Genomic DNA, 15,627 nt, shown 5'->3' on the forward strand with positions numbered 1-15,627 from the left:
CCGGTATCGGAATCGGTGAGGGCCAAGGCTTATTCGCCTTTCGTCACCTGACGGTAGATCACCGACGAGACCGCCTTACCCGAATTCCAGTTCTGGACATTGGCCTGTAGCCCGGTCGGCTCGATCCGCTGGAACAGCGGCACGATCGGCGCTTCGGCCTGATACTGCTTCTGGATGTCGATATACATCTGCGCCCGCTTATCCGCATCCTGTTCCTGGGTCGCGGCCAGGGTTGCCTCGTTCATCGCTTCCGGCACGGCATAGGCGTTGCGCCATGCCAGAAGGCCGGTCGCAGCAGCTTCGTCGCTGTTGTCGGGATTGAAGGCGAAGGTCGCGGCATTGGTGTTCGGGTCGGCGTAATCCGGGCCCCATTCCCCGATGAAGATCGGCACTTCGCGGGCGCGATAGGCGTCAAGCACCTGAGCGCCGGTCATCTGTTCGATGTTCAGCGTCAAGCCCGCCTCGGCCATGGCGCCCTGAAGGGTCTGGGCCACGTCCACATATTCCTTGAGATCGCGGACCTTGGTGGTGATGGTGCCGCCCTCGATCCCGGCATCGGCGAGGATCTGTTTCGCCTTCTCGACGTCATAGGTCCAGGGCTGATCTTCCAGCGCGCCAAGATAGCCCTTGGGCAGGAACGCCTGATGGGTCACGAACATGCCTTTGAAGAAGCTGTCCTCTATCCCCTTGTAATCGATAAGATATTTCATCGCCTCGACCACGGCGGGGTTAGACAGAACCTCATCCTTCTGGTTCAGACCCATATAGAGAATCCGTCCGCGCGGCTCGTCCTGCACTTTCAGACCGTCGCCGCCCTCGATCGCCGCCACGTCGGATGGCGAGAGGTTGCGGGCCACGTCGATATCGCCCTGTTCCAGCAGCAACCGCTGCGCGCTGGATTCGGCGACATTGCGGACGATGACGCGTTTCATCGCGGGCGCGCCCTGGAAATAATCTTCATAGGCAGCCAGTTGCACCGCCTCGTTCGCGCGCCATTGGCTAAGCGTATAGGCGCCCGAACCGGCCTCGTTTGTCGTCAGCCAGGTGTTGCCGAAATCCTCGCCCTCGGCATTCGGGGCGACGGTTTCCTTGTCCACGACGCTGGCTACGGTGGCGGTAAGACAGTTCAGCACGAAGGTCGGCGCATAGGGCTTGTCCATGTGCAGCGTCACGGACGTGTCGTCGAAGGTGATCTTTTCCTCAACGTTTTCGGGGGTAAATCCGAATTGCGTCAGGATGAAGGCCGGGGTCTTGTTCAGCTTGACCACACGTTGCAGCGACCAAGCAGCATCCTCTGCGCGGACCGGATTGCCGGAATGGAAGGTGATGCCTTCGCGCATTTTCAGCGTGATCGACAGGCCGTCCTCGCTGACTTCCCAGCTTTCGGCCAGTGCGGGCTGAAAGCCCTTTTCCAGATCCAGCGGATCGAAATCGACCAGCCGGTCATAGGTGTTCTGCAACACATCATTGCCTGAAAATTCAAAGCTTTGCGCCGGGTCCATGCTGATGATGTCATCAATCGTATGCGCGATGACCAGCGTGTCGGCCGGGGTTTCGGCATAGGCGGCGGGGGCCAGCGCGATGGCCGAGGCCAGCAGAATCGCACGAGGAGTCAGAAGGTGTTTCATGTCGGGGTTCCCTGTCGTTTTTCGACGTTCTCTGCTTTTCGCGCAGAGTTGCATGATGTGAAGGGTGAACCAACATGAGCCGGGTGGCAAGGGCGTTTGTTAACGATTGCAACCCAGTGCAAACAGGGTTTTCAGCGCGCCGAAAACTGGCCGCGCAACAGCGTGCGAGCGTTGCTGCCGGTATTTTCGCAACGGAGACAGCCGAAGGTGCGGAACGTCAGCAAATGCCGGGATTTTGGCGGCACCGGGCGTGCACTTTGTATGCACCGGATGTGCACAGGCTGTGCACAGCTTGCGAACGGTGGTGTTGCGTGGCTGGGATCAGGACGGTTTGCGGGCGATGAAGTCGATCAGGGCAGCGGCGCCTTGGTGCCCCTCGCCCGAACTGAGGGCGTCGTCATAATCGCGGGCAAGGGTTTTGGGCCAGTCAGGGAAGGCGCGGCGCAGGATTGGGAGGGTGTAAAGCTGATCCACCGCGCTTGGGCCGCCGGAAGTGTAGCCCTGTTCGCGCTGACGTGTTGAAAAGCCGTGCAAATACAGCGTGCCGCCGGGCTTCAGCGCCGCGGCGAGACCGGCGAAGATGCGGTCGCGGAAGGTCGGCTCGGCGAACTGGATGAAGCAGCCCAGTACCGCGTCGAAATGCCCGGTCGGCCAGTCGAAATCGTCCAGATCGGCGATGATCCAGTCGATCTGCACTCCCTGCCCTTCGGCAAGCCGTCGGCCCTTGGCGACGGCGTTCGGCGACCCCTCGACCGCGGTGACGCGCCAGCCCTGGGCGGCAAGCCAGACAGCATTGCGCCCCTCGCCCTCGGCCACGGTCAGAAGGCGCTGGCCGGGGGTTTCGGGGGTCATGTTGGCCGCGACGAAGCCGGCGGGCGATGTGCCGTAGCGGTAGTTGCTGCCTGAAAAGACCTCGTTCCAGTCCATGTCGTTCCCTTTTGCCCTGCGGCGGTTCACTCGCTGCGGGATTTATCGCGGCGAAGGGCGAAGGTGGTCAAGAGGACCAGACCAGCCGCCATGGCGAACCATGTCAGCGCATAGCTGAGATGGTTGTTGCGAAAATGAATGACGGTCAGCCCGCCCACCGGCTGCGCATCGCCCGCGCGATCGGCGTCGATGAAATAAGGCGCGGTGTTCGAGAGACCGCGTGTTTCGGCGATGGCGGCGGTGTCGCGGGAATACCAGCGCTCGGCGGCAGGATCATTGGCGCGCAGGAAGGCGCCGTCGGGCTGGCTGAGGCGTAACAGGCCTGTCACAGCAACCTCGCCCGGTGGCAAAGGCCGGTCGTCGCGATTGTCGGCGGCCACGAAGCCGCGATTGATCAGCAGGGTCCAGCCGTCATCGGTGGTCAGCGGCGTCATCACCCAGAAGCCCGGCCCAAGTGCGGTGACAGCCTGCACCAGCGTATCCTGCCCTTCGGCATAGCGCCCCGAGACGGTCACGCGGCGATATTCGTCAGCGCTTTCGGTCAAGGCAGGCCAGTCGGCCGGGCCCGGCGCGGCGACCGGCTGGGCCGCCACCCTTTCATCGACGCGGGCGATCAGGTCAAGCTTCCAGCCAAGGCGCTGGACCTGCCAGACGCCAAGGCCGATCAGCACGACAGTAACCAGCGCCGAGATGGCGATGATGGCCTGTTGGCCGCGCGTCAGGGACATGGGCTACGACCCGATGCCCAGTGCCTCGTGGTTCATCTGCGGCATCATGTTGGTGTTCAGGTGATACATGACCCACAGCGACCCAGCCAGCATGATCACCACAACGATGACGGTGAAGATCAGCGACAGCATGGTCCAGCCCTCTTCGCTGGAGGTGTTCATATGCAGGAAATAGACCATGTGGACAAAGACCTGCGCCGCCGCGAAGGCCACCACGACCAGCGCCGTCCAGAGCCTGCTTTCAAAGCCGCCCGACATGACCAGCGCGAAGGGGATCGCCGTGAGGATCACCGACAGGACGAAGCCGGTCATGTAGGATTTGAAGCTGCCGTGATCGTGGCCGTCGTCATGGCCATGCGCGTCGTCGTGATGCGCGGTGTGTCCGTGTTGCTGAGCCATCAGATCATCCCCAACAGATAGACGAAGGTAAACACCCCGATCCAGATCACATCGAGGAAGTGCCAGAACATGCTGAGGCACATCAGCCGCCGGCGGTTCGCCGGGATCAGCCCGCGTTGGCTGACCTGCACCATCAGCGTGACGAGCCAGATCGAGCCGAAGGCGACGTGCAGGCCGTGCGTGCCGACCAGCGCGAAGAAGGACGACAGGAAGGCCGAGCGTTGCGGCCCCGCGCCGACATGGATCAGGTGGTGAAACTCGTAGATCTCGACCGCAAGGAAGGCGAGACCGAAGAGCAGCGTGATGAACAGCCAGATCAGCGTGCCGCGCTGATCGTTCAGCATCATCCGCAGCATCGCAAAGCCGAAGGTGATCGACGAGATCAGCAGGAAGGCGGTATTCAGCGCGATCAGGTTCAGGTCGAACAGATCCTGCGGACCCGGCCCGGCGGCATAACTGCCGCCCAGCACGCCGAAACAGGCGAAGAGGACCGCGAACATCAGACAGTCGCTCATCAGGTAGATCCAGAAGCCGACGCTGGTCGAGGCGCCGTCTTCGTGGTGATGCGGCTCTGTCTCCCAGAAATCTCCGGGGGCGGTTGTGTGGACTTGGCTCATCGGTCAGACCCCCTGAATCGCAGGCTGTGCCGCGGGCAATGTCGCAAGAACGCGGTCGCGTTCGTCCTCGGTCGTTTTCACCACATCGGCGGGGATGTGGAAATCGCGGTCATAGTTGAAGGTATGCGCGATCGCCACGGCGACGACGCCGACGAAGGACAGGATCGCCAGCCACCAAATATACCAGATCAGAGCAAAGCCGCAGATCGTGCAGAGGGCCGAGATGATCACCCCCGTCCCGGTGCTTTTCGGCATGTGGATCGGGATATAGGTGGCGCGCGGCCGGGTCTGGCCGAAGCGCTTCATGTCCCACCACGTATCCAGCCCGTGACTGACCGGGGTGAAGGCGAAGTTGTAATCCGGCGGCGGCGACGAGGTTGCCCATTCCAGTGTGCGCCCCTCCCACGGGTCGCCGCTGTCGTCGCGCAGCTTCTCGCGGTTTCTGATCGAGACGTAGAATTGCAGGAACATGGCGGCGATGCCGATGGCGATCATCACGGCGCCAATCGCTGCGATGATGAACCAGATTTGCAGGCTGGGATCATCGAACACCCGCACGCGGCGCGTGACGCCCATCAGGCCCAGCAGGTAAAGCGGCATGAACGCGACCCAGAAGCCCACGACCCAGAACCAGAACGAGACCTTGCCCCAGAACGGGTCCAGCTTGAACCCGAAGGCCTTCGGCCACCAGTAATTCACCGCCGCGAAGCAGCCGAACAGCACGCCGCCGATGATGACGTTGTGGAAATGCGCCACAAGGAACAGCGAGTTGTGGACCACGAAATCCGCAGGCGGCACGGCCAGCAGCACGCCCGTCATCCCGCCCAGCACGAAGGTCAGCATGAAGGCCACGGTCCACATCATCGGCAGCTCGAACCGGATGCGGCCGCGATACATGGTGAACAGCCAGTTGAAGATCTTCGCCCCGGTCGGAATCGAGATAATCATCGTGGTGATCCCGAAGAACGAGTTCACCGAAGCCCCCGACCCCATCGTGAAGAAGTGGTGCAGCCAGACCAGATAGGACAGGACGGTGATACAGACGGTCGCATAGACCATCGAGGTATAGCCGAACAGGCGCTTGCCGGTGAAGGTCGCGGTGATCTCGGAAAAGACGCCGAACAGGGGCAGGATGAGGATGTAAACCTCGGGGTGGCCCCAGATCCAGATGAGGTTGATATACATCATCGGATTGCCACCAAGATCATTGGTGAAGAAGTTGGTGCCCAGATAGCGGTCCAGCGTCAGCAGAACCAGCGTCGCCGTCAGCACCGGGAACGAGGCCACGATCAGGATGTTGGTGCAAAGCGCGGTCCAAGTGAAGACCGGCATCCGCATCATCGTCATGCCCGGCGCGCGCATCTTGATAATGGTCACCAGCAGGTTGATCCCGGATAGCGTGGTGCCCACTCCGGCGACCTGTAGCCCCCAGATGTAATAATCGACCCCGACATAGGGGCTGTATCCGATCCCCGACAGCGGCGGAAAGGCCAGCCAGCCGGTCTGTGCGAATTCACCGATGAACAGCGACACCATGGTCAGCGACGCGCCGCCCACCGTCATCCAGAACGAGAAGTTGTTCAGGAACGGAAAGGACACGTCGCGCGCGCCGATCTGCAGCGGCACGATATAGTTCATCAACCCGGTGACGAAGGGCATCGCCACGAAGAAGATCATGATCACGCCATGGGCGGTGAAGATCTGGTCGTAGTGATGGGCGTTCAGGTAGCCCTCGGAGCCGTTGAAGGCCAGCACCTGCTGCAACCGCATCATGATCGCGTCGGCAAAGCCGCGCACGAACATGATCAGCGCCAGCACTATATACATGATGCCGATCTTCTTGTGATCGACCGAGGTGAACCATTCGGTCCACAGATAACCCCACCATTTGTATTTGGTCAGCAGCCACAGCAGGCCCGCGCCGCCGATGGCGACGAAGACAAACGTGACCCAGACGATCGGGTCTGCAGGGATGGCGTGAAGGTTCAGGCGACCGAACAGGAAAGTGGTTTCAATGTCACTGGGAATTGCCATGTCGAGATCCGCTCAGAGGTTCCTGTCGACGCCGGTTTGCGGCGTGGATTGGGTGAGGTCGGTGGGGGTGATCCCCCTGAAGATGCCCTGCGGCTCGCTGAGCCCACGCCCACGCAGCGGCGATACGTCGCGGGGGGTGTAGTTGCTGGTCGCATCGGCGAAGGCGAACATCTGCTCCAACTCGTCGGCGGTGCAGATGCCCACGACACGGAAGGGCTCCAGTCCCAGAATCGGACGGGCGGTGCCGCGACGCTCGTATTTGTCATAGGTCAGCGCGGCGACGTTGACCGCGCCCGAAAGCCCCATGCCGCCCTGATCGTCGATGGCCATCATCTCGGACATGCACATCTTGCCTTCCTCGACGCACATATTGACGGCGCGCTGGAACAGGCGCGGTTCAACCTCGGCGAAGATCATCGGGGCGACATTCTCGCTGGGCGCTTCCAGTTCCAGATAGCGGGCGCGGTCCAGCGTCTCGCCACTCTCTTTCGCCTCGGCGATCCAGGCGTCGAAGCCCGCATCGTCCAGCGCCTCGGCCTTGAACCGCATGCCAGAGAAACCAGCGCCTGAATAATGCGACGCAAGTCCCTGATATTCACCGGATTCGTTAAAGACGCCATGCAGCGTCGTCTGCATCCCCGGCATCGCATAGATCATCCCGGCCATGGCCGGGATATAGAAGGCGTTCATGACCGAGGATGAGGTCAGCGTGAACTCAATCGGGCGGTCCACCGGCGCGGCGAACTGGTTGACGGTCGCCACCCCCTCTTCGGGATAGATGAACAGCCATTTCCAGTCGAGTGCGACAACCTGCACCCGCAGCGGCTGTTCATCCCGTGCAGGCTGGGTCGCGCTGATGCGGTCCAGCGGGCGGTAAGGATCCAGAAGATGCGTGCCAACCCAGGTCAGCGCGCCAAGGCAGACGATGATCAGCAGCGGAATCGCCCAGATCACCAGCTCCAGCTTGGTCGAGTGATCCCAATCCGGCGCATAGGTCGCCTGACGGTTGGCCGAGCGATAGCGCCATGCGAACCAGACCGTCAGCGCCATGACCGGAATGATGATGATCAGCATCAGCAAGGTCGAGATCACCAGCAGGTCGCGTTGCTGTGCCGCGACATCCCCTGAAGGAGACAGAACTTCGAACTTGCAGGCAGACAGCGCCAGAAGCGCGCCAAGCAAGGTTAGCCGTTTCAAGATTGGTGCCATGTTCTTCGATGCCCTCGGTCTAGGGACGTTGCCCCGCCATCACTTGGCTTGCCTCAGCGTATGGCGCACCCGATAAAACTGATGCCTCGGATGAGACAGAAGACAATTTGTCGCGTGTGCATTCCTGCGGTAATGTATCATGGCTGCACGGGATTTCTTGCAGATTCTGCCATGATTGCAGCCGATCTGCGTCTTTCTGCCTCGTCATGTCGATCACGGAGCGCCGCCGATATGGTCAATTCCTCTGAAACCGCCCGCGATACGCGCGGACACGACGCAACCGATTACGAGGTCTCGCCCTCGGATATCGCAGTCGGTGTGATCATCGGCCGAACGTCCGAATTTTTCGACTTCTTCGTCTTCGCCATCGCCTCGGTCATCGTCTTTCCATCGCGGCTGTTTCCGTTTCTGGATCCGCTTTCCGGGACGCTCTGGTCGTTCGTTCTGGTCCTGCTGGCCTTCGTCGCCCGCCCGATCGGCACCGCCATCTTCATGCGGATCGACCGTCGCCATGGCCGCGTGGCCAAGCTGACGCTGGCGCTATTCGGGCTGGGCACCTCGACCGTGGCCATGGGGCTGGTGCCGTCTTACGATACACTTGGCTGGTGGGCGATTGCGGTCATGGCACTGCTGCGCATCGGTCAGGGGATCGCGCTTGGCGGCACATGGGACGGGTTGTCGTCGCTTCTGGCGGTCAGCGCCCCGCGCGAGAAACGCGGCTTCTATGCGATGATCCCGCAGCTTGGCGCGCCGATCGGTCTGATCGTCGCGGCGCTGCTGTTTTCCTATCTCGTTGCCAGCATGTCGGCCGAGGATTTCCTTGACTGGGGCTGGCGTTATCCGTTCTTCGTCGCATTCGCGGTGAACGTGGTGGCGCTGTTCGCGCGGCTGCGGATCATCGCTACGCCCGAATTTCAGGAGCAGTTCGAGACCCGCGAATTGCAGGCCACCCGCATCCGCGACACCGTGTCCGAGGATGGCCGCGCCGTCGTCGTGGGCATCTTCGTGCCGCTGGCGACCTTTGCGATGTTCCACATGGTCACGGTCTTCCCGCTGTCCTGGGTCTATCTTTACACCGAAGAGACCCTGACCTTCTTCCTGAACCTCACCGCGGTCAGCGCCGCATTTGGCGTCCTGTCGGTGGTTGCCTCGGGTTATCTGTCGGACCGTTTCGGGCGCAGGAACCTGCTGATGTGGGGCGCGGTCGCCATCGGCGCCTTCAGCCTGCTGGCCCCGGTCCTGCTGCGTGGCGGGGCAAGCGGCGAATCGGCCTATATGATCGTCGGCTTCATCATCCTTGGTCTGAGCTTCGGCCAATCCTCGGGCGCGGTCGCCTCGATGTTCGAAAAGCGCAACCGCTATACCGCCTCGGCCTTCGTGTCGGCCTTTGCGTGGATGTTCGGCGCAGGCTTTGCGCCGATCACCGCCCTGTTCCTGTCCACTTGGCTGGGACTCTTTGCCGCAGGCCTGTATCTGCTGTCGGGCGCGATCTGCACGGTCATCGCCCTGTGGGTGGTCCGTCAGCTTGAGTTCAGGGCCGAATCTTCGGTCGGAAGCGTTGACGATACCCGCCGCTGAGGCGCGCGCGGGGCGTCCCGCCCACAGACATAGGTAAAATTACCGAGCACGCGGAAACCTTACCTTTCCGCGTGTTTTTGCATCAGAATGCAACCGACGGCCCCTTGCACACGGATACGTGAGGCATATGTGCCAATTAGTGTTAAGGAATGAACGATAAGGCCTTGATCCCCGCGCCTTCAGACGGCAATCGGTGTATATTCCATGGCCAGACATTTGCCCCCACTGTCATCCGGACAGGGGACGGCGATTGCCCGGAGCCGGGTTAACGACGAACGGAGTACGGACGGGACGATGGCCGAACAGAACCTGCTTTCGATTTTGGCGTTCCTTCCGTTCGTTGCATCTCTTGCCCTTCTCAGTCTTTCGCACAATGCCCACCGCGCCGCCGCCTGGGTCTCGGGCCTGACGCTTGCCGCGGGCGTCGCGATTCTGCTGGGCTTCCGGCAGACGATCGCGACACATGGATCGCTGCGCGGCAATATCGAATGGGTGCCCTCGCTTGGGCTGGATATCACCCTGCGGCTGGACGGGTTTTCGTGGCTGTTCACGCTGCTGGTGCTGTGCATCGGCATTCTGGTCGTCATCTATGCGCGCTATTACATGGAGGGTCAGGACCGGATGCCCCGGTTCTTCGCCCTGCTGTTGGCGTTTACCGGCGCCATGCAGGGCATCCTTATCTCGGGCAACATCCTGATCATGGTGGTGTTCTGGGAACTGACCTCGATCATCTCATTCCTGCTGATCGGCTTCTGGCACCAAAGCGGTGCCGCCCGTGACGGGGCGCGGACCGCGCTGATGATCACCGCCCTTGGCGGTCTGTGTCTGCTGGTCGCGATGCTGATCGTCGGCAATATCGTCGGCAGTTACGATCTGGAAACCGTGCTGGCCTCGGGCGATCTGATCCGGCAGAGCGATCTTTACGGCGCGGCGCTGACGCTGTTCCTGCTGGGCGCCTTTACCAAATCGGCGCAATTCCCGTTCCATTTCTGGCTTCCCGGCGCCATGGCCGCGCCGACGCCGGTTTCGGCCTATCTGCACAGCGCGACCATGGTGAAAGCGGGCGTGTTCCTGCTGGTCCGCTTCTCGCCCGCTTTCGGAGGGACCGAGGCGTGGTTCTATGCGGTCGCGGGCACCGGGATGATTACCATGATCGTCGGCGCAGTGATCGCGCTGTTCCGGCACGACCTGAAAGGTCTCTTGGCCTATTCGACGATCAGCCATCTGGGCCTGATCACCGCACTGGCCGGGATCGGCGGCCCGATGGCGATCTTTGCGGCGATCTTCCACATCTGCAATCACGCGATCTTCAAGGCCTCGCTGTTCATGACCGCCGGGATCATCGACCATGAAACCGGCACCCGCGACATGCGCAAGCTGAGCGGGCTGATCCGGGTCATGCCGATCACCTCGGTTCTTGCGATCACCGCAGCCGCGTCGATGGCGGGGATGCCGCTGCTGAACGGGTTCCTGTCGAAAGAGATGTTCTTTGCCGAGGCGGTCGATTGGCATAACGGCACATGGCTGGACAATGCCTTGCCCTATCTGGCGGTGATCGGCAGCACCTTCTCGGTCGCGTATTCGCTGCGCTTCATCGTCACGGTGTTCTTTGGCCCAACCGCCACCGACCTGCCGCAGACCCCGCACGAACCGACCCCGTGGATGCGCCGCCCGGTCGAGATGCTGGTCTTGCTTTGCGTGGTGATCGGCATCCTGCCCGCCCTGACGCTGGAGCCGATCCTGAACGTCGCCGCCCAAGCCGTGCTTGGCCCCAACACCCCCGAGGCGCATATCGCCATCTGGCACGGCGTCAATGCGCCGCTGCTGCTGAGCGTCGTCGCCATCGTGGTCGGCACGTTCATCTTCCTGACCACGGCGCGGACGGTCCCGAACGGACCCGAAGGCCCGCCGCTGTTCCACATGATCCGGGCGCAGAAGATCTATGACTGGCTGCAACTGCAGATAAGCTGGCGCTGGCCCCGGTCGGTTTTCCGCCGCATCGGCACCGAGGAATTGCAGCCGCAGTTGCGCATCCTTGTGATGGCCTCGGTCCTGTTCGCCACGGCGGCTTTGTGGAGAAACCTGCATTTCGCACAGGATCTGCGGCTGAACACGCCCAGCCCCGCCTTTGGGCTGATGTGGCTGGTCGGTGCGGCCTGCGCCATCGGCGCGGCATGGCAGGCAAAATATCACCGCTTCGCCGCTTTGGTGCTGCTGGGCGGTGCCGGGTTGATCACCTGCCTGACCTTCGTGTGGTTCGCCGCGCCCGACCTTGCGGTGACGCAATTGCTGGTCGAGGTGGTCACCACGGTTCTGCTGCTTCTTGGCCTGCGCTGGCTGCCCAAGCGCCGCGAGGAAATCGTCGAGGATACGCTGCGGCCCGCCAAGATCCGCCGCTTCCGCGATTTGGTCATCGCCGTGATCGGGGGCAGCGGCATCGCGGTCATCGCCTATGCGCTGATGACACGCCCGCTGGTCCCAAATGTCGGCGACTGGTTCCTTGGCAATGCCTATTACGAGGGCGGCGGCACCAATGTGGTGAACGTCATCCTTGTCGATTTCCGCGCCTTCGACACATTCGGCGAGATTGGCGTTCTGGCGATTGTCGGGTTGACCGTTTACGGCCTGCTGCGCCGCTTCCGTCCTTCGGCGGAAAGTGTCGAGCAGCCGGAACAGCAAAAGATCACCACGCAGGAACACCTGACCGATTATCTTTATGTGCCTTCGGTCATCATGCTGTGGATGTTCCCGCTGCTGATCATGGTTTCGGCCTATTTCTTCTTCCGCGGCCATGACCTGCCGGGCGGAGGCTTTGCGGCCGGCGTCACCATGGCGATCGCCTTCCTGCTGCAATATCTGGCCACCAATGTCCGTTGGGTCGAGGCGCGGATCACCGTCTTGCCGATCCGTTGGATGGGTTTCGGCCTGCTGATGGCCGCAGGGACCGGGATCGGGGCGTGGATCTTTGGCTATCCGTTCCTGACCGCCTATGCGCAATACGTGAACCTGCCGGTGATCGGACAGGTGCCCGCCGCCACGGCCATGCTGTTCGATGTCGGGGTCTTCGCGCTGGTCATGGGGGCCACGGTCCTGATGCTCATCGCCATCGCCCACCAGTCGCTGCGCGCCAGCCGTCTGCGCGAACAGGATGAGGAAGATCGCGCCGCCAAGGCCAAGAAAGCGGCACTTGCCGAAGAGGGTGCGAAAGCCGGAATGAAGGAGACCGCCTGATGGAAATCATCCTGTCTGCCGCAATCGGCATCCTTGCCACCTCGGGCATCTGGCTGCTTCTGCGTCCGCGCAGTTTTCAGGTGATCATCGGGCTGTGCCTGCTGTCCTATGCAGTGAACCTGTTCATCTTCTCGATGGGCAGGCTGGCACCCGGACGCCCGCCGATCATGCCGAAAGGCGGCTTCGTCGATCCCAGCAATTACGCCGACCCGCTGCCGCAGGCGCTGGTCCTGACCGCCATCGTCATCAGCTTCGCGACCACCGCCCTGTTTCTCGTGGTGCTGATCGCCTCGCGCGGGATGACCGGCACCGACCATGTTGACGGGAAGGAGCGCAGCCAGTGATCCATCAACACCTGATCATTGCGCCGATCCTGATCCCGTTCATCACGGGCGCGCTGATGCTGCTTTACGATGACCGGCAGCGGAAGGCGAAGTTCTGGCTGAGCCTGATCTCGACCTGCGCGCAATTGCTGATCGCGATCGAGTTGGTCATTCGCGCCAAATCGGGCGGGGCCGACGGCAATGGCAGCATCGGGTTCTACCTGCTGGGCGACTGGCAGGCGCCTTTCGGCATCGTTTTGGTCCTCGACCGGCTGTCGGCGCTGATGCTGGTGCTGACCGCGCTGCTGGCGATTCCGTCTCTGGTCTATGCCTCGGCAAGCTGGAGCAGGCAGGGACAGCATTACTATTCGCTGTTCCAGTTCCTGCTGGTCGGCCTGAACGGCGCCTTCCTGACCGGCGATCTGTTCAACCTCTTCGTCTTCTTCGAGGTGCTGCTGGCGGCGTCCTATGGCCTGCTTCTGCACGGCTCGGGACAGCTTCGCGTCCGCGCGGGCCTGCATTACATCGCGATCAACCTTGCCGCCTCGCTGCTGTTCCTGATCGGGGTCAGCCTGATCTATGGCATCACCGGCACGCTGAACATGGCGCATCTGGCGAACATGATCTCGTCCCTGTCGCCCGAGGACCGGCCGTTGCTGCATGCCGCCGTGGCGATCATGGCGGTGGCGTTTCTGGTCAAGGCGGGAAGTTGGCCGCTGTCCTTCTGGCTGTCCACCGCCTATATGGCCGCCGCTGCGCCGGTCGCCGCGATGTTCGCGATCATGACCAAGGTGGGCGTCTATGCGATCCTGCGGCTGTCGATGCTGCTTTTCGGGCCAAGCGCCGGGGCCTCGACCGGGTTTGGCGCGGGGATGCTGATCATCCTTGGCATGGCGACGCTGATCTTTGGGCTTGTCGGGCTTCTGGCCTCGCAGGGGCTTGGCCGGATGGCCGCGCATTCGGTGCTGATCTCGTCAGGGACGGTGCTGGCGGTCACGGGCTTTGCCGTGGCGGGCGGCGGGCCCGAGCTGTTGTCGGGCGCGCTTTACTACATGATCGGATCGACCCTCGCGACCAGCACGCTGTTTCTGCTGATCGAGCCGATGAGCCGTGAGGATGGCGGCATTGCCGCGATGCTGGCGCTGACGGCGGATGCCTATGGTATCGACGATGCCGATGTCGATGAGGTGCCCGATGCCGGGCTGGCCATCCCGGTGACGATGACCGTTCTGGGCGCCTGTTTCGGCATCTCGCTGATGATGCTGGCGGGGCTGCCGCCCCTGCCCGGCTTTATCGGCAAGGTGGCGATCATCCAGCAACTGATCGGTGATAACGGACTGCCGCCGGGCCTCAACTGGGCGTTCATCGCGATGCTGATCATCTCGGGCTTTGCCACGCTGATCGGTCTGGCGCGGATCGGCATCCAGACCTTCTGGGCGGGCGAGGATACCGCCCCGCGCGTCCTTGCGCTGGAGATCGCACCGATCATCGCGCTGATCAGCGTTCTGGGCCTGATGACCGTCAAATCCGAGGTGACGCTGCGCTATACCCAAGGCACCGCACAGGATCTGCACCAGACGGCAAGCTATGCCTATGGCGTCTTCGCCACGCCACGCGCCGCCGACCGCGAAGGTGCCGAGATTCAGGAGGAGACCCAGCCATGAGCCGCCTGATCCCGCATCCGATGCTGTCGGTCGCGCTGGTCCTGTTCTGGATGGTGCTGACCAGCTTCTCGCCCGGCCATCTGCTTCTGGGCAGCATGATCGCGCTGGTCGCGGGCCGGGCCATGGCGGCGCTGCACCCCGAACGCCCGCGCATCCGCCGCTGGTCGGTGGTCCCGCGCCTGCTATGGACGCTGTTCATGGATGTGCTGCGTTCGAATATCGCCGTGACCCGGCTGATCCTGACCGAGGGCAACGGCAAACGCAGTTCGACCTTTCTGGTCGTGCCCCTGACGCTGCGCAGCCAGAACGCGCTGGCGGTGCTGTCGATCATCGTCACCTCGACGCCGGGCACGGCATGGATCGAATACGTGTCCGAGACCGGAATGCTGACCGTCCACATCTTCGACGACAAAGAGGCCGAGCATTATCGCAAGGTCATCAAGGAAACATACGAGCCGATGCTGATGGAGATCTTCGAATGAGCGCGACGATCCTGACCTTCGCATTAAGCTATGCGCAATTCGCACTGGCGCTGGCCGCCTGTCTGGCCGGCACCCGCATCGTCAAGGGGCCGCGCGCGCAGGACCGGGTTCTGGCGCTGGATACGCTGTATCTGACGGTGATGCTGCTGTTTCTGGTCACCGGAATGCGGCTTGGCTCGATCTTCTTCTTCGAGGCGGCGATGGTGATCGCGGTCATGGGCTTTGTGGCGACGGTCGCGCTGGCCAAGTTCCTGTTCCGGGGCGAGGTGATCGAATGAACGCGCTGGACAATATCCCGCTGTGGATCGCGATCCTTGCCTCGTTCTTCGTGGTGCTGGGCGCGACCCTGACGCTGATCGGCGCATTGGGCTTTGCCCGGCTGGAGCGGTTTTATGACCGCATCCACGCCCCTACTCTGGGCACAAGCTGGGGAACCGGCGGCATCATCATCGCCTCGGCCATCCTTGCCAGCCATTTCGAGGGCCGCTTCATCTTCCACGAACTGGTCATCGGCTTTTGCGTGATGGTGACGATCCCGGTGACGCTGATGCTTCTGGGCCGAGCCGCCCTGCATCGTGACCGGGCGGAAAATTCGCCGATCCTGCCGCCCGAAATGCGCGACGGTCCGATCGACACGACGCTGGAAGATCCGTCCGAGGATACGCAGGAACAGGAAGATCCCGAAACCAGCGAAATCCCCGTGACCACCGCGCAAGGCACGGTTTCGGCAGAAAAATCGCCCGATGAAGAGAAAAAAGGCGAATAATCCGCCTTTCGTCCCTTGAAACCGGGATTTCGCTTTACCAG

Annotated in this window: 14 protein-coding genes; 7 read left to right on the plus strand and 7 right to left on the minus strand. The window is 62.2% G+C overall.

The window, feature by feature from the left end; genetic code table 11:
- Positions 1–29: 29 nt before the first annotated feature.
- The 7 genes from JJJ17_RS08840 to cyoA form a co-directional block, all read right to left on the minus strand.
- Positions 30–1,628: an ABC transporter substrate-binding protein gene (locus tag JJJ17_RS08840; protein WP_200685530.1), complete on the minus strand. Its 1,599-nt coding sequence runs from the start codon at positions 1,626–1,628 to the stop codon at positions 30–32.
- A 321-nt stretch (positions 1,629–1,949) separates the two neighbouring features.
- Entirely contained in the window at positions 1,950–2,555 is a 606-nt protein-coding gene (locus JJJ17_RS08845) for a class I SAM-dependent methyltransferase (protein WP_200685532.1), read from the minus strand.
- A gap of 26 nt (positions 2,556–2,581) precedes the next feature.
- Positions 2,582–3,283 carry an SURF1 family protein gene (locus tag JJJ17_RS08850; protein WP_200685534.1) on the minus strand — a complete coding sequence of 234 codons (702 nt, stop codon included), beginning with the start codon at positions 3,281–3,283 and terminating at the stop codon, positions 2,582–2,584.
- A gap of 3 nt (positions 3,284–3,286) precedes the next feature.
- Positions 3,287–3,682, minus strand: coding sequence for a cytochrome o ubiquinol oxidase subunit IV (cyoD, locus tag JJJ17_RS08855; RefSeq protein WP_200685536.1), 396 nt, complete (start codon positions 3,680–3,682; stop codon positions 3,287–3,289).
- A complete protein-coding gene (cyoC, locus tag JJJ17_RS08860) occupies positions 3,682–4,299 on the minus strand; it encodes a cytochrome o ubiquinol oxidase subunit III (RefSeq protein ID WP_200685538.1) in 618 nt (205 codons plus the stop codon). The genes cyoD and cyoC overlap by 1 nt, the downstream gene beginning before the upstream one ends.
- 3 nt (positions 4,300–4,302) lie before the next feature.
- Entirely contained in the window at positions 4,303–6,333 is a 2,031-nt protein-coding gene (gene cyoB, locus JJJ17_RS08865; RefSeq protein ID WP_200685541.1) for a cytochrome o ubiquinol oxidase subunit I, read from the minus strand.
- 12 nt (positions 6,334–6,345) lie between these two features.
- Positions 6,346–7,530 (minus strand): ubiquinol oxidase subunit II, encoded by a 1,185-nt coding sequence (gene cyoA, locus JJJ17_RS08870; RefSeq protein ID WP_234463988.1) that lies wholly within the window; start codon positions 7,528–7,530, stop codon positions 6,346–6,348.
- A 243-nt stretch (positions 7,531–7,773) separates the two neighbouring features.
- Here cyoA and JJJ17_RS08875 point away from each other — a divergent pair, with 243 nt between their 5' ends.
- The 7 genes from JJJ17_RS08875 to mnhG all read left to right on the plus strand — a co-directional run bounded on the left by JJJ17_RS08875 (position 7,774) and on the right by mnhG (position 15,586).
- Positions 7,774–9,120 (plus strand): MFS transporter, encoded by a 1,347-nt coding sequence (locus tag JJJ17_RS08875; RefSeq protein ID WP_200685545.1) that lies wholly within the window; start codon positions 7,774–7,776, stop codon positions 9,118–9,120.
- A 294-nt stretch (positions 9,121–9,414) separates the two neighbouring features.
- Complete coding sequence (locus JJJ17_RS08880; protein WP_200685546.1) at positions 9,415–12,351, plus strand: monovalent cation/H+ antiporter subunit A; 2,937 nt, start codon at positions 9,415–9,417, stop codon at positions 12,349–12,351.
- On the plus strand, positions 12,351–12,695 hold the full coding sequence (locus tag JJJ17_RS08885; protein ID WP_200685548.1) for a Na+/H+ antiporter subunit C: 345 nt from the start codon (positions 12,351–12,353) through the stop codon (positions 12,693–12,695). Before JJJ17_RS08880 ends, JJJ17_RS08885 begins: the two co-directional genes overlap by 1 nt.
- Positions 12,692–14,338, plus strand: a complete 1,647-nt coding sequence (locus tag JJJ17_RS08890) for a monovalent cation/H+ antiporter subunit D (RefSeq protein WP_200685550.1) — start codon at positions 12,692–12,694, stop codon at positions 14,336–14,338. The genes JJJ17_RS08885 and JJJ17_RS08890 overlap by 4 nt, the downstream gene beginning before the upstream one ends.
- Positions 14,335–14,820: a Na+/H+ antiporter subunit E gene (locus JJJ17_RS08895; RefSeq protein ID WP_200685552.1), complete on the plus strand. Its 486-nt coding sequence runs from the start codon at positions 14,335–14,337 to the stop codon at positions 14,818–14,820. Before JJJ17_RS08890 ends, JJJ17_RS08895 begins: the two co-directional genes overlap by 4 nt.
- The gene (locus tag JJJ17_RS08900; protein ID WP_200685554.1) at positions 14,817–15,098 is read left to right on the plus strand and encodes a K+/H+ antiporter subunit F; all 282 of its coding nucleotides are present in this window, start codon (positions 14,817–14,819) and stop codon (positions 15,096–15,098) included. Before JJJ17_RS08895 ends, JJJ17_RS08900 begins: the two co-directional genes overlap by 4 nt.
- Entirely contained in the window at positions 15,095–15,586 is a 492-nt protein-coding gene (gene mnhG / locus JJJ17_RS08905) for a monovalent cation/H(+) antiporter subunit G (RefSeq protein ID WP_200685556.1), read from the plus strand. The genes JJJ17_RS08900 and mnhG overlap by 4 nt, the downstream gene beginning before the upstream one ends.
- The last annotated feature ends 41 nt before the right edge of the window (positions 15,587–15,627 follow it).

This window comes from Paracoccus caeni, from assembly GCF_016629665.1.
In the GTDB taxonomy this organism is placed as follows: domain Bacteria; phylum Pseudomonadota; class Alphaproteobacteria; order Rhodobacterales; family Rhodobacteraceae; genus Paracoccus; species Paracoccus caeni.